This is a genomic window from Pseudomonas sp. 22085, from assembly GCF_052045815.1.
Taxonomy (GTDB): domain Bacteria; phylum Pseudomonadota; class Gammaproteobacteria; order Pseudomonadales; family Pseudomonadaceae; genus Aquipseudomonas; species Aquipseudomonas glycinae.
The window spans coordinates 20,699-34,136 of record NZ_JBQEQA010000030.1 but is presented as its reverse complement, the minus strand read 5'-3'; the positions used below and the strand labels follow the sequence as shown (position 1 = coordinate 34,136).

At 61.0% G+C, this 13,438-nt stretch carries 10 protein-coding genes and 4 tRNA genes; 8 read left to right on the top strand and 6 right to left on the bottom strand.

Features of this window, described 5'->3' with window-relative positions:
* Positions 1–59 precede the first annotated feature (59 nt).
* The 4 genes from ACTJK7_RS27210 to ACTJK7_RS27195 form a co-directional block, all read right to left on the bottom strand.
* Positions 60–1,406, bottom strand: coding sequence for a sigma-54-dependent transcriptional regulator (locus tag ACTJK7_RS27210; protein WP_108563278.1), 1,347 nt, complete (start codon positions 1,404–1,406; stop codon positions 60–62).
* Entirely contained in the window at positions 1,403–2,992 is a 1,590-nt protein-coding gene (locus ACTJK7_RS27205) for a sensor histidine kinase (protein WP_108563277.1), read from the bottom strand. Before ACTJK7_RS27205 ends, ACTJK7_RS27210 begins: the two co-directional genes overlap by 4 nt.
* A complete protein-coding gene (locus ACTJK7_RS27200; protein WP_011335992.1) occupies positions 2,982–3,215 on the bottom strand; it encodes a PP0621 family protein in 234 nt (77 codons plus the stop codon). The genes ACTJK7_RS27205 and ACTJK7_RS27200 overlap by 11 nt, the downstream gene beginning before the upstream one ends.
* A 125-nt stretch (positions 3,216–3,340) precedes the next feature.
* On the bottom strand, positions 3,341–4,357 hold the full coding sequence (locus ACTJK7_RS27195) for an outer membrane protein assembly factor BamD (protein WP_007959566.1): 1,017 nt from the start codon (positions 4,355–4,357) through the stop codon (positions 3,341–3,343).
* Between the two features lie 152 nt (positions 4,358–4,509).
* Between ACTJK7_RS27195 and rluD the strand changes: the two genes are divergently transcribed.
* The 8 genes from rluD to ACTJK7_RS27155 all read left to right on the top strand — a co-directional run bounded on the left by rluD (position 4,510) and on the right by ACTJK7_RS27155 (position 11,386).
* On the top strand, positions 4,510–5,472 hold the full coding sequence (gene rluD, locus ACTJK7_RS27190) for a 23S rRNA pseudouridine(1911/1915/1917) synthase RluD (protein ID WP_011335991.1): 963 nt from the start codon (positions 4,510–4,512) through the stop codon (positions 5,470–5,472).
* Positions 5,469–6,191, top strand: a complete 723-nt coding sequence (pgeF, locus tag ACTJK7_RS27185; RefSeq protein ID WP_108563276.1) for a peptidoglycan editing factor PgeF — start codon at positions 5,469–5,471, stop codon at positions 6,189–6,191. Before rluD ends, pgeF begins: the two co-directional genes overlap by 4 nt.
* A 130-nt stretch (positions 6,192–6,321) precedes the next feature.
* The gene (gene clpB, locus ACTJK7_RS27180) at positions 6,322–8,886 is read left to right on the top strand and encodes an ATP-dependent chaperone ClpB (RefSeq protein ID WP_011335989.1); all 2,565 of its coding nucleotides are present in this window, start codon (positions 6,322–6,324) and stop codon (positions 8,884–8,886) included.
* Positions 8,887–9,184: 298 nt separating this feature from the next.
* A tRNA-Asn gene (locus tag ACTJK7_RS27175) sits at positions 9,185–9,260 on the top strand.
* Between the two features lie 9 nt (positions 9,261–9,269).
* Positions 9,270–9,346 (top strand) — tRNA-Pro (locus tag ACTJK7_RS27170).
* Between the two features lie 5 nt (positions 9,347–9,351).
* Positions 9,352–9,427, top strand: a tRNA-Lys gene (locus ACTJK7_RS27165).
* Between the two features lie 97 nt (positions 9,428–9,524).
* Positions 9,525–9,601, top strand: a tRNA-Pro gene (locus tag ACTJK7_RS27160).
* A gap of 159 nt (positions 9,602–9,760) precedes the next feature.
* On the top strand, positions 9,761–11,386 hold the full coding sequence (locus ACTJK7_RS27155; protein WP_440780347.1) for a methyl-accepting chemotaxis protein: 1,626 nt from the start codon (positions 9,761–9,763) through the stop codon (positions 11,384–11,386).
* Between the two features lie 73 nt (positions 11,387–11,459).
* Here the strand turns inward: ACTJK7_RS27155 and ACTJK7_RS27150 are convergent, their stop codons facing one another.
* Both ACTJK7_RS27150 and ACTJK7_RS27145 read right to left on the bottom strand, forming a co-directional pair.
* Entirely contained in the window at positions 11,460–11,867 is a 408-nt protein-coding gene (locus ACTJK7_RS27150; RefSeq protein WP_108563274.1) for an HvfA family oxazolone/thioamide-modified RiPP metallophore, read from the bottom strand.
* A 210-nt stretch (positions 11,868–12,077) separates the two neighbouring features.
* Complete coding sequence (locus ACTJK7_RS27145) at positions 12,078–13,376, bottom strand: NAD(P)/FAD-dependent oxidoreductase (protein WP_440780348.1); 1,299 nt, start codon at positions 13,374–13,376, stop codon at positions 12,078–12,080.
* Positions 13,377–13,438: the final 62 nt, after the last annotated feature.

The window sequence follows — 13,438 nt, the reverse complement described above, 5'->3', positions numbered from 1 at the left end:
TACTCAAAAGTTGAGCGCGGCACAAAACTGTGGTAGCGGGCTTGCCCGCGAAGGGGCCCTCAGTCCAGCCCGAGCTTCTTGAGCCTGTAGCGCATCGACCGAAACGACAGACTCAACCGCTGCGCCGCCGCCGTGCGATTCCAGCGGGTCTCTTCCAGTGCCTGCAGAATCAGTTTGCGCTCGACGCTCTCAAGATAGTCTTCGAGGTTGTCGATCCGGGTGAGATCTGCGACCCCGCCCTCGGCGGCACCGTTGCCCTCACTCAGGCGTAAATCCTCGGCCTCGATCGTGTGGTTTTCACACAGGGTGTGCGCCCGTTCGAGCACGTTCTCCAGTTCCCGCACGTTACCCGGAAAGCGGTAGTTTTTCAGCGCCTCAAGGGCATGGGGATGAAGACGTGCCGCCGGTTGTCCGGTGCCATTGGCGAGGCGCCTGAGTACATGGCCGGCCAGTGCTTCGATGTCCTCGCGACGTTCGCGCAGGGACGGCACACGCAGTTCGATCACGTTCAACCGGTAATACAGATCCTGACGAAAGCGCTCGGCAGCCACTTCCGCGTCGAGGTCCTTGTGCGTCGCGCAAAGGATGCGCACATCAACCACGGTTTCCTGTTGACCGCCGACGCTGCGCACGGCTTTTTCCTGGATCGCCCGCAGCAGCTTGACCTGCATCGGCAGCGGCAGGTCCGCCACCTCGTCAAGAAACAGCGTGCCACCGTGGGCTGCCTGAAACAGTCCCGGTTTATCCTCCACCGCACCGCTGAAACTGCCTTTGCGGTGGCCGAAGAATTCGCTCTCCATCAGCTCTGAAGGAATCGCCCCGCAGTTCACCGGCACGAATGGCCGGCTGGCGCGCGGGCCCTGTTCATGAATCAGTCGGGCCACCAGCTCCTTGCCGCTGCCGGACTCGCCACTGATGTAGACCGGTGCCTGGCTGCGAGCCAGTTTGTCGATCTGTTTGCGCAGGTTGCGCATCGGCGGCGATTCGCCAAGCAACCGGCGGTCGATCGAGGTGCAGACATTACCCGCCGGCGGCATGCGCAACGCCGAGCCGACCAGCTCGCGCAGACGCGTCAGGTCCACCGGTTTGGTGAGGAAGTCGAAAGCCCCGGCCTTCAGGGCGTTGATCGCCGTTTCCAGGCTACCGTAGGCGGTAATCATCGCCACCGGCAGTTGTGGATAACGTTGCTGGATGTGCTGCACCAGCTCCAGGCCGGTGCCGTCGGGCAGGCGCATGTCGGTCAGGCACAGATCGAAACTCTCGCGGTGCAGCAGCGCCTGGGCTTCTGCGAGATTGCGTGCGCTGAAGGTGTCGAGTTTCATCCGTCCCAGGGTGATTTCCAGGAGTTCGCGGATATCCGGCTCGTCGTCGACGATGAGGATTTTTTGCCGTGGGCTCGTGTTCAACTTTGTTTCCGTCCGTGAGCAAAGGTGATGCGAAAGCAGCCGCCGCCTTGGCGTGATTTGAAGTCTAGGCGCGCTTGATTGCTTTCGCACAGCTCACGGGACAGATAAAGCCCAAGGCCGGTGCCCTGGCTGCTGGTGGTAAAGAACGGTTCGAACAGGTGAGCCTGCTGATCCAGCGGCACGCCGGGGCCGTTGTCCTGCACTTCGAGCACGGCCAGCGTGCTCTCGGGGTCGATGGACAGCGTCAGCCAGACCTCGGCCGGATCGTGCAAAAGGGCGCTGTGGCGCCAGCCATTGCGTAACAGATTGTCGAGAATCTGCGTGAGCTGGCCGGGATCCATCAGGGTGCGAAAATCCCCCGGGCCGATGTGCAGGTGAATATGCTGGCGCTCGCCAGCCTGTTCGCGACTCTCGTCGACGAACTGCTCCAGCCACGGCTTGAGATCCAGCCGTTGCGGCGCGCTCTGCTGACGGCGGGACAGTTGCAGGACGTTTTCGATGACTCGGTTCATGCGCTGGGAGTGGTCTTGAATGATCTGCGTCAGACGCCGATCCGCGCTGTCGAGTTCCTCGGACTCCTGCAACAGCTGTGCAGCATGACTGATGGCCCCCAGCGGATTGCGGATTTCATGGGCGATACCGGCGGTCAGTCGGCCCAGCGCAGCAAGTTTCAATTGCTGGGCCTGTTGGGCGATCTGGGCGAGGTCTTCGAGAAACACCAGGGTTTGACGGTTCGGACTTTGTTCCAGGGCGATGAAGCTTGGTTGCAGCTCCAGGCCGTTGCCGGCGATTTTCAGGCTTTGCGGGCGCAGGGTCGGGTTGTTCAGCCACAGTTGCAGGCGTTCGACCAGCGCGCTCGAGTGCTCATCGATCAAGTCACCCTCAAGGTGCGTTTGTCCCAGCAGGGCCTTGGCGCTGTGGTTGGCCAATTGCACCCGGCGCTGTTCGTCGAGCACCAGAATGCCGGTGCGCATGCGTTGCAGGATCAACGCATTGAGGGCTTCGAGCCCCACCACCTCGCTGGCGCGCAGTTCGGCCAGGTTCTCACTGACTTCAAGACGGCGGATCAACCCTTGCACCAGCAGCGAGGCGGCGAAGCACAAGGCGCCGAGGGTGCCGGCCTGCAGATAGTCGTTGGCGCTCAAGGGGTGGCTGAAACTCAGCACAAAGCTGAGCCCGACGATGCCGAGGGTGGCGATGGCGGCGATCAGCAAGCCGATGCGTCGTCGCAGCAAGGTGTTGCTGATGGCCACTGAGACGATCAGCAGGTTGCCAATCGCGCTGGCCACGCCGCCCGCGGCATAGAACACGGCGCACAGCAGCAGGATGTCGACCAGTGCCAGAGCGAACAGCTGGGCAGGGCGGTGGATGTTCTCGAGGAACACCACCAGCAGGATATTCAGCACCAGGTACAACCAGCTGCCATTGCGCAGCCACTCGTCGTTGGCCGAGGTCAGCAGGCGGTTGTCCATGTTGCTGGAGATCAGCAGCACCAGGGTGATGCCGACACTTAAACGGTACAGATGATAGAGGCGCAGCAGTCGCTGGGCCTGTTTGCTGTCGGCGTTGTCGGCCTCAGCGATCACTGGAGCCGGGGCCTTGCTCAAGGTGAGCCTGGCTGCAATACCACTGTTGTTGAAGGTTCAGCGCGCGGTCACGGGGCAGGTGCACGCCGCAATGGGCGCAGCGCACCATCGGCGCGGCATCCTGTTCGCGAGGCGATCGGTTGGACGAGGCGGGGGCCTTGAATTTGCGCCACAACCAGACAGCGGCGGCGATCAAGGCAATCCAGAACAGTAAACGAAGCATGATGGGCGGCTTTTCGGCTAATGATTCGGCAGTTTAGCCAAGGACCCGAAAGGCGCACAGCCCAATCACACGCCGCAATAAAAAGGGAGATCCGAAGATCTCCCTTTTTGGCATCACCGAAGTGATCAGTCGAACAGACCGAAGGTCATGTAGCTGAAGATGGAACGGTCGCTGTCGCTCGACTCCGGTTCCGGCTCTTCGATCACGTCGCCGTTTTCGTCTTTCGGCTTGAGCTCGTTCGGGATCGCGTCTTTCGCGTCCTGGAACTGCTTCTGCACGTCCTGGTTGGCGCGGGTCTCTCCCGGCGGCAGCGGCGGACGGGATTCGATCAGGCCCAGGGTGGCCTTGCTCAGGAACGAACGGTTGTCGGCTTCGGCAACGCGAGGCACGAACTGACCGTCCTGCAGGCTCGGGTGGTTCGGGTAGTTGAGCTTCAGGGTTTCCAGACTGGTGGCCGCCAGTTCGTCCAGATGCAGGCGCTGGTAGGCTTCGGTCATCACCGCCAGGCCGTCACCGACCGATGGGGTTTCCTGGAAGTTTTCCACTACATAACGGCCACGGTTGGCAGCAGCGACATAGGCCTGACGGGTCAGGTAGTAGTCAGCCACGTGGATTTCGTACGCGGCCAGCAGGTTGCGCAGGTAGATCATGCGCTGCTTGGCGTCCGGCGCGTAGCGGCTGTTCGGGTAGCGGCTGGTCAGCTGGGCGAACTCATTGTAGGAGTCGCGAGCGGCACCCGGGTCACGCTTGGTCATGTCCAGCGGCAGGAAGCGCGCCAGCAGGCCGACGTCCTGGTCGAACGAAGTCAGACCTTTCAGGTAGTAGGCGTAATCCACGTTCGGGTGCTGCGGGTGCAGACGAATGAAACGCTCGGCGGCGGACTTTGCAGCTTCCGGCTCGGCGTTCTTGTAGTTGGCATAGATCAGTTCCAGCTGCGCCTGATCGGCATAGCGACCGAACGGATAACGCGACTCCAGAGCCTTCAGCTTGGCTGTGGCGCTGGTGTAGCTGTTGTTGTCCAGGTCCTGTTGAGCCTGCTGGTACAGCTCGGCTTCACTCAGGTTTTCGTCTACGACTTCCTTCGATGAGCAAGCAGCGGTCAATGCGAGGATGGCGATCAGCAGCAGGTGTTTCACTTGCATGGCGGCTTGCGTCCCTATGACGGCCGCTGTCTTGGGCGGGGCCGTCCTGTTATGATGAGCGCCCCGTTGAAAAGCCCCGGGGCAAAAGACGCCGTATTTAACCACAAGCGCGCAGCCGAAACCAAAGGCTGTAGCCGACGCCCAGTCCGAGCATGTCCGATAAAATTGAACTTCGCGCAGAGGTGCCGTCCGAATTGGGCGGCCAACGCCTCGATCAAGTCGCCGCCCAACTCTTCGCCGAGCACTCGCGCTCGCGCCTTTCCGCCTGGATCAAAGAAGGTCGCCTGACTGTGGACGGGGCGGTCATCCGCCCGCGCGACATTGTTCATGGCGGTGCCATCCTTGAGCTGACTGCCGAGCAGGAGGCCCAGGGTGAATGGGTCGCTCAGGACATCGAACTCGACATCGTCTATGAAGACGACGACATTCTGGTGATCAACAAGCCTGCGGGCCTGGTGGTTCACCCGGCTGCCGGTCATGCTGATGGCACCTTGCTCAACGCCTTGCTGCACCACGTGCCGGACATCATCAATGTCCCGCGCGCCGGTATCGTGCATCGTCTGGACAAGGACACCACCGGTCTGATGGTGGTGGCCAAGACCATCCAGGCGCAGACCAAGCTGGTCGCCCAGCTGCAAAGCCGCAGCGTCAGCCGGATCTACGAGTGCATCGTGATCGGCGTGGTCACCGCCGGCGGCAAGATCAATGCTCCGATTGGCCGTCATGGCCAGCAGCGCCAGCGCATGGCGGTGATGGAAGGCGGCAAGCCTGCTGTCAGCCACTACCGCGTGCTGGAGCGTTTCCGTTCCCACACCCACGTTCGGGTGAAGCTGGAAACCGGTCGTACCCACCAGATTCGCGTGCACATGGCGCACATCAACTTCCCGTTGGTCGGCGACCCGGCATACGGCGGTCGTTTTCGCATTCCCCCGGCCGCGAGCCAGACAATGGTCGAATCCCTCAAGCACTTCCCGCGTCAGGCCCTGCATGCGCGGTTCCTTGAGCTGGATCACCCGACCACCGGTGAGCGCATGAGCTGGGAATCGCCGCTGCCGGAAGATCTGGTGTGGCTGCTGACCCTGCTCAAGCAGGATCGCGAGGCATTCGTCGGATGAACTGGCTGACGCCGGACTGGCCCGCGCCGGCCAGCGTCAAGGCCTGTGTCACCACCCGCGAGGGCGGCGTCAGCGAGGCGCCGTTCGACAGCCTCAACCTGGGCGATCATGTCGATGACCGCCCGGAGGCTGTTGCCGAAAACCGTCGGCGTCTGACCGAACACTTCTCTATAAAGCCTGCCTGGCTGCAGCAAGTGCACGGGATTGCCGTGGCGCATGCGGATCCGTCCGTGGTGGCCACGGCGGATGCCAGCTGGACGGCAACCCCCGGTATCGCGTGTGCAGCAATGACTGCCGATTGCCTGCCGGCGCTGTTCTGCGACCGGGCCGGTACTCGCGTGGCAGCGGCTCATGCGGGTTGGCGTGGATTGGCGGCCGGCGTGCTGGAAGCCACCCTCGACAGTCTGGATGTGCCCGCCGAAGACGTTCTGGTCTGGCTCGGCCCGGCCATCGGCCCGCAAGCCTTCGAAGTGGGTCCGGAAGTCCGGGAAGTCTTCATCAATCAATTGCCCGAGGCCGAGACAGCCTTTGTCCCGAGCCACAACGCCGGCAAGTTCATGGCTGACATCTATAAGCTGGCGCGGCTGCGTCTGGCAGTCCGCGGTGTCAACGCTGTTTATGGTGGCGGTTTCTGTACAGTGACCGATCCGCGCTTCTTTTCCTATCGCCGTGCGCCTCGCACTGGTCGCTTCGCCTCCTTAGTCTGGCTTACCCGCTAGACTCTCTGATCTGCATCAACTCCCTGACGCTTGAATCTTCCAGAATCGACCGCATCTATAGCGGTATCTGGCAGGTTTCTTTATTCAGGATGGTTTTTTAGGTCCGGCCTGCTCAAAAGGAAGGTGACCCATGCGTATAGACCGTTTAACCAGCAAATTGCAGTTGGCGTTGTCCGATGCCCAATCCCTGGCTGTCGGCCACGATCATCCTGCCATCGAGCCGGCGCATTTGATGCAGGCCATGCTTGAACAGCAGGGTGGTTCGATCAAGCCCCTGTTGATGCAGGTGGGCTTCGACGTCAACAGCTTGCGTAAAGAGCTGACCAAAGAGCTCGATCAATTACCGAAAATCCAGAACCCGACCGGCGACGTCAACATGTCGCAGGATCTGGCGCGTCTGCTCAACCAGGCCGACCGTCTGGCCCAGCAGAAGGGCGATCAGTTCATTTCCAGCGAGCTGGTGCTGCTCGCCGCGATGGACGAGAACAGCAAGCTCGGCAAGTTGCTGCTCGGCCAGGGCGTGAGCAAAAAGGCGCTGGAGAATGCAATCAACAACCTGCGCGGTGGCGAGGCGGTCAACGACGCCAACCACGAAGAGTCGCGTCAGGCGCTGGATAAATACACCGTCGACCTGACCAAGCGCGCCGAAGAAGGCAAGCTTGACCCGGTGATCGGCCGTGACGACGAGATCCGTCGCACTATTCAGGTGCTGCAACGCCGCACCAAGAACAACCCCGTGCTGATCGGCGAGCCTGGCGTGGGTAAAACCGCGATTGCCGAAGGTCTCGCGCAACGCATCATCAATGGTGAAGTGCCGGATGGCCTGCGCGGCAAACGTCTGCTGTCCCTCGATATGGGGGCGCTGATTGCCGGTGCCAAGTATCGCGGCGAGTTTGAAGAGCGCCTGAAAGCGCTGCTCAACGAATTGTCGAAGCAGGAAGGGCAGATCATTCTGTTCATCGACGAACTGCACACCATGGTCGGCGCCGGCAAGGGCGAAGGCTCGATGGACGCCGGCAATATGCTCAAACCGGCCCTGGCCCGTGGTGAGTTGCACTGCGTCGGCGCGACTACGCTGAACGAGTACCGCCAATATATAGAGAAGGACGCGGCCCTCGAGCGACGCTTCCAGAAAGTGCTGGTGGACGAGCCGAGCGAAGAAGACACCATCGCGATCCTGCGTGGCCTCAAGGAGCGTTACGAGGTTCACCACAAGGTGGCGATTACCGACGGCGCGATCATCGCGGCGGCCAAGCTCAGCCATCGCTACATCACTGACCGACAGCTGCCGGACAAGGCGATCGACCTGATCGACGAAGCGGCCAGCCGCATCCGCATGGAGATCGACTCCAAGCCGGAAGTGCTGGATCGTCTGGAGCGGCGCCTGATTCAGCTGAAAGTTGAATCCCAGGCGCTGAAGAAAGAGAGCGATGACGCGGCGAAGAAACGTCTGGAGAAACTCCAGGAAGAAATCGATCGCCACGAACGTGAGTACTCGGATCTGGAAGAAATCTGGAACTCGGAAAAAGCCGAGGTCCAGGGCTCTGCGCAGATTCAGCAGAAGATCGAACAGTCCCGTCAGGAGCTGGAAGCCGCGCGCCGTAAAGGCGACCTGAACCGCATGGCCGAGTTGCAGTACGGGGTGATCCCGGATCTGGAGCGCAGCCTGCAAATGGTCGACCAGCACGGCAAGAGCGAAAACCAGTTGCTGCGCAGCAAGGTGACCGAAGAAGAGATCGCCGAAGTCGTCTCGAAGTGGACCGGCATCCCCGTGTCGAAAATGCTCGAAGGCGAGCGCGACAAGCTGATGAAGATGGAGAGCCTGTTGCATCAACGCGTGATCGGCCAGGACGAAGCGGTGGTGGCGGTTGCCAACGCGGTGCGACGTTCGCGCGCCGGGTTGTCCGACCCGAATCGCCCGAGCGGCTCGTTCATGTTCCTCGGCCCGACCGGGGTCGGTAAAACCGAGCTGTGCAAGGCGCTGGCCGAGTTCCTCTTCGATACTGAAGAGGCGATGGTGCGGATCGACATGTCCGAGTTCATGGAGAAACATTCCGTGGCGCGACTGATCGGGGCTCCACCGGGCTACGTCGGCTACGAAGAGGGTGGTTACCTGACCGAAGCGGTACGGCGCAAGCCTTACTCGGTGATCCTGCTGGATGAAGTCGAGAAGGCGCATCCGGACGTGTTCAACATCCTGCTGCAAGTGCTGGAGGATGGTCGTCTGACCGACAGCCATGGCCGCACGGTGGACTTCCGCAATACCGTGATCGTCATGACCTCCAACCTCGGTTCGATGCAGATCCAGGAACTGGTCGGTGATCGTGAAGCACAACGGGCAGCGGTGATGGATGCGATTTCCACCCACTTCCGTCCGGAGTTCATCAACCGCGTTGACGAAGTGGTGATTTTCGAGCCATTGGCGCGGGATCAGATCGCGGGCATCACCGAGATCCAGCTGGGCCGTCTGCGCAACCGTCTGGCCGAGCGCGAGCTGAAGCTGGAACTGAGCCCTGAGGCGATGGACAAGCTGATTGCCGTCGGTTACGACCCGGTCTATGGCGCACGGCCGCTGAAGCGGGCGATCCAGCGCTGGATCGAGAACCCGTTGGCGCAGTTGATCCTGTCGGGACGCTTCATGCCGGGCGAGACCGCAACCGGAGTGGTGGAGAACGACGAGATCACGTTCAACTGACACCTGCCGGTGGTGAAGTAAGGAAGGCCTCGCACTGCGAGGCCTTTTTTTTCGCCAGGCTGTTGAACTCAAAGGAAAAGGCTTGTAAAGTGCGCCCCGCAGTCAGTCACCAACACGGTTTCAGCTCACTGAGCAGAAATCTGAAATAAGTTGCAAATCATTAACTTGAAAGCAATTTAGGGGGTTGACAGAGGTGTTCTAGGTTGTAGAATAGCGCGCCTCAGACACACGAACGCAGCGATGCGAAAACGATGTCGAGAAGCTGCAAGTTTCACCGTTGTAAATTGAAATATGTAGTTCCGTGATAGCTCAGTCGGTAGAGCAAATGACTGTTAATCATTGGGTCCCAGGTTCGAGTCCTGGTCACGGAGCCAATTTCAAACCGGGGTATAGCGCAGTCCGGTAGCGCGCCTGCTTTGGGAGCAGGATGTCAGGAGTTCGAATCCCCTTACCCCGACCATTTTTGGGTCGTTAGCTCAGTTGGTAGAGCAGTTGGCTTTTAACCAATTGGTCGTAGGTTCGAATCCCACACGACCCACCATTTTTGAAACCAGGTAACACTGGGATCGAATCTTAAGATCAGAGGCCAAAAGCGCTGATCGAAGAAGGCGATCTTTGAAAGGTCGCCTTTTTTTTACCGGGGTATAGCGCAGTCCGGTAGCGCGCCTGCTTTGGGAGCAGGATGTCAGGAGTTCGAATCCCCTTACCCCGACCATATTAAAAATCCTCGTATCGAAAGATACGGGGATTTTTTTTGCCCTCCGGAAATGTTTCATTCAAGTCGTCATACAACTTGCCGATAGCCCGCTAACGAAAGGGGCCTGCCATTGATCGCCCCTTGAATCCGGCCAATACAAGAAAAAGGGCGTTCGTCATGTTGCTTCGTCAGTTGAATATTGCTCCCCGTGCCGCCTTGGGCTTCGCCCTGATCGCGGTGCTGGTGGCATTGCTGGGGGTGTTTGCGCTGGGACAGATGTCGAGCATCCGCGACAGTGAAGTGGCAGTGGAGACGCAATGGCTGCCGAGCATTCGCGGCGGTGACGAGATTCGCGAGATCATGTTGCGCATCCGCACCATCTCCCTGCGCATGGCGCTGGATCAAGATCCGGCCAACATCGCCACGTACCGCAGCCAGATGGATACCCGCGACAAGGAGCTGAGCGAGAAAATCGCCGCTTACGACCGGCTGGTGACGACCCCGGAAGGTCAGCAGTTGTATGAACAGTTCAAGAAAACCTTCGCAGCCTACCGTACCGGGATCGCTCAGTCGTTCACCCTCGCCGAGCAAGGCAAGCGTGACGAGCTGACCAAGCTGCTGCTGGTCGACATGAAAACCGTGGTCGACGGCTCCGGCAAACAACTCAACGACCTGGCGGATCTGTTCGCCCGTCAGGTCGCCGCTGAAAGCCAGAACTCTGCCGCCCACTACGAAACCTCGCGCACTATCGTGACCTTATTCATCGCTCTGGCGGCGCTGGCGACGGTGGCCCTGGCCATGTTGCTCACCCGCAGTATCGTCCGCCCCCTGAGCGCCGCCGTCGACGCTGCCGAGCACGTCGCCAGAGGCGATCTGACTCGCCCGATCGAGACCCACGGCAACGATGAAGTCAGCCGCTTGCTCATGGCGTTGGCGACCATGCAGCAGAACCTGCGCGAAACCCTGCAGGGCATCAGCGGCTCGGCCACGCAACTGGCGACTGCTTCCGACGAACTGAGCGCGGTGACCCACGACAGCACGCAAGGGCTGCAACAGCAGAACAACGAAATCGAACAAGCCGCCACCGCCGTCAACGAGATGACCACCGCGGTCGAGGAAGTCGCCCGCAATGCGGTGTCGACGTCCGACGCCACCCGCCAGTCCAGTGAGTCGGCACAGTTGGGCCAGGAGCGGGTCAGCGAAACCGCCAGCGCCATCAACGCCTTGGCCAGCGAAGTCGAGCACACTGGTGAGCTGGTGCAATCGCTGGCCAACCAGTCGCAAGACATCGGCAAGGTGCTGGACGTGATCCGGGCGATCGCCGAGCAGACCAACCTGCTCGCGCTTAACGCCGCCATCGAAGCAGCACGGGCCGGGGAGAGCGGGCGCGGGTTTGCCGTGGTCGCCGATGAAGTCCGGGCGCTGGCTTATCGCACGCAGCAATCGACCCAGGAAATCGAGCAAATGGTGCAGGGCATGCGCAATGGCTCGAGCCTGGCGCTGGAGTCGATGCAGGCCAGTGCCTCGCGAGCGGCCACCACGCTGGTGCTGGCCGAGCGGGCCGGTGAGGCGTTGCAGACGATCACGGCCTCGGTACACGAAATCCACGAGCGCAATCTGGTGATCGCCAGCGCCGCCGAAGAGCAGGCGCAAGTGGCGCGGGAAGTGGATCGCAATCTGGTGAACATACGCGATCTGTCGGTGCGTTCGGCGGCCGGTGCCGATCAAACCAACGCGTCGAGCCATGAACTGTCGCAACTGGCCAACGCCCTGCAAGGCATGGTGCGACGCTTCCAGCTGTAATCGTGCAGGCGTGAAAAAGCCGCGCTTCTCGTCAGAGAAAGCGCGGCTTCGTTTTATCGGGCAGGCTGAGAAATCAGGCACCGTCCTGGTCTTTCAGGTGTTCGAACAGACCTTTGGGCATTTTCTTGCCGTTGGCTTCGAAGTTGGCTTTGACGTTGTTGTACGCCTCTTGCTCGTCGATGAAACCGTCGTGGTTGGTGTCGATCTTGTCGAAGTCGGACTTCGGAGCAACTTTCAGAAACTCGGCGCGCGAAACCTTGCCGTCGCCATCGGTGTCGGTCTTGGCCATCGACGCATCGCCGCATTTGCCTTCACCGCATTTGCCTTCCGGGGTTTTCACCGAGGTCTCGGCCGAAGCGACCATGTAGCCCTGGGCCAGCGGTTGCGCGGCAAACACCGAGCCGGACAGCATCAGACCGCCGGCCAGGACGGCACTGACCAGGCCAAGGGAGTTTTTGCCGATTTTCGAAGTACGGGACATTGCATTCTCCTTCGGTTGCACAGCGCAACCACACGTTAAGGGCGATCAAGCCGGAGCAGGTGTGCTCGGGTGTGGCCATTAAGCGGTGGCGGTGTATCGCGTCTGTGTCCGGGAGCGGGGCGTTTGTAAGCGAAGGTGGGGAACGCGGGGGGCAGATACAGTAGAAAACAAAACTCCGTGAGGGCGGGCCCGCCCCCACGGTGTTTTACATCAGTGCAGCTTCAGGCGCGGCTCGGTGCCGCGTCCGATCTTGCTGCCGAGCATCAGCATCGCCGTGCGAAACGGCCCGTACAGCGCCATCTGGTGCATGCGGTACAGCGACACGTAAAACATCCGCGCCAGCCAGCCTTCGAGCATCACGCTGCCGGTCAGGTTACCCATCAAGTTACCCACAGCTGAAAAACGCGACAGCGAAATCAGCGAGCCGTAGTCGGTGTACTTGTACTCCGGCAAGGGTTTGCCTTCGATCCGCAGTTTCAGCGATTTGGCCAGCAGCGACGCCTGTTGGTGGGCAGCCTGGGCCCGTGGCGGAACGTTGCGATCCGAACCCGGTTGCGGGCAGGCGGCGCAGTCACCGAAGGCGAAGATGTTTTCGTCGCGGGTGGTCTGCAGCGTCGGCAGCACTTGCAGCTGATTGATGCGGTTGGTTTCCAGCCCGTCGATGTCTTTGAGGAACGCTGGCGCGCGGATCCCGGCGGCCCAGACTTTCAGGCTGGCCTTGATCTCGTTGCCATCGGCGGTGATCAGGCTGTCGGCGGTGACCTGGCTGACCGACGCGTTGGTCATCACGTTGACCCCGAGTTTCTCCAGGGTCTTGTGCACCGGCCCACTGATTCGCTCCGGCAGTGCTGGCAGCACCCGTGGCCCGGCTTCGATCAGGGTGATGTGCATGTTTTCCGGCTTGATCCGGTCCAGACCGTAGGCGGCCAGCTCATGAGCGGCGTTGTGCAGCTCGGCCGCCAGCTCGACGCCCGTGGCGCCGGCGCCGACGATGGCCACGCTGATCTGCTGGACCGCATCGGTCTGCCCGGCGTGGGCACGCAGATAGTGATTGAGCAGTTGCTGGTGGAAACGCTCGGCCTGCTTGCGGGTGTCGAGGAACAGGCAGTGTTGCGCGGCGCCTTGGGTGCCGAAGTCGTTGGTGGTGCTGCCGACCGCGATCACCAGCGAGTCATAGGGCACTTCTCGCGCCGGCACCAGCTCAACGCCGTTTTCGTCGTAGGTGGCGGCCAACTGGATCTTCTTCTGCTCACGATCGAGCCCGCTCATGCGCCCCAGCTGAAACTCGAAGTGGTTCCATTTGGCCTGGGCGACATAGTTGAGTTCGTCTTCGGAGGAGTTCAGCGATCCGGCGGCCACTTCGTGCAGCAGCGGTTTCCAGATGTGCGTGAGGTTCGCGTCGACCAGCATGATGCTGGCGGTGCCGCGTTTGCCCAGGGTCTTACCCAGACGGGTAGCCAACTCCAGACCGCCGGCGCCGCCGCCGACAATGACAATACGATGGGACATAGGGATAGCTCGCAAGGTTTTGAAAGGAAATCGGTGCAGCTAACCGAGCGAGCGCGATGCAG

Coding starts and splice junctions, on each gene's coding strand:
- ACTJK7_RS27200 (WP_011335992.1), bottom strand. CDS start 3,215: ATGCTTCGTTTACTGTTCTGGATTGCCTTGATCGCCGCCGCTGTCTGG.
- ACTJK7_RS27195 (WP_007959566.1), bottom strand. CDS start 4,357: ATGCAAGTGAAACACCTGCTGCTGATCGCCATCCTCGCATTGACCGCT.
- rluD (WP_011335991.1), top strand. CDS start 4,510: ATGTCCGATAAAATTGAACTTCGCGCAGAGGTGCCGTCCGAATTGGGC.
- pgeF (WP_108563276.1), top strand. CDS start 5,469: ATGAACTGGCTGACGCCGGACTGGCCCGCGCCGGCCAGCGTCAAGGCC.
- clpB (WP_011335989.1), top strand. CDS start 6,322: ATGCGTATAGACCGTTTAACCAGCAAATTGCAGTTGGCGTTGTCCGAT.
- ACTJK7_RS27155 (WP_440780347.1), top strand. CDS start 9,761: ATGTTGCTTCGTCAGTTGAATATTGCTCCCCGTGCCGCCTTGGGCTTC.
- ACTJK7_RS27150 (WP_108563274.1), bottom strand. CDS start 11,867: ATGTCCCGTACTTCGAAAATCGGCAAAAACTCCCTTGGCCTGGTCAGT.
- ACTJK7_RS27145 (WP_440780348.1), bottom strand. CDS start 13,376: ATGTCCCATCGTATTGTCATTGTCGGCGGCGGCGCCGGCGGTCTGGAG.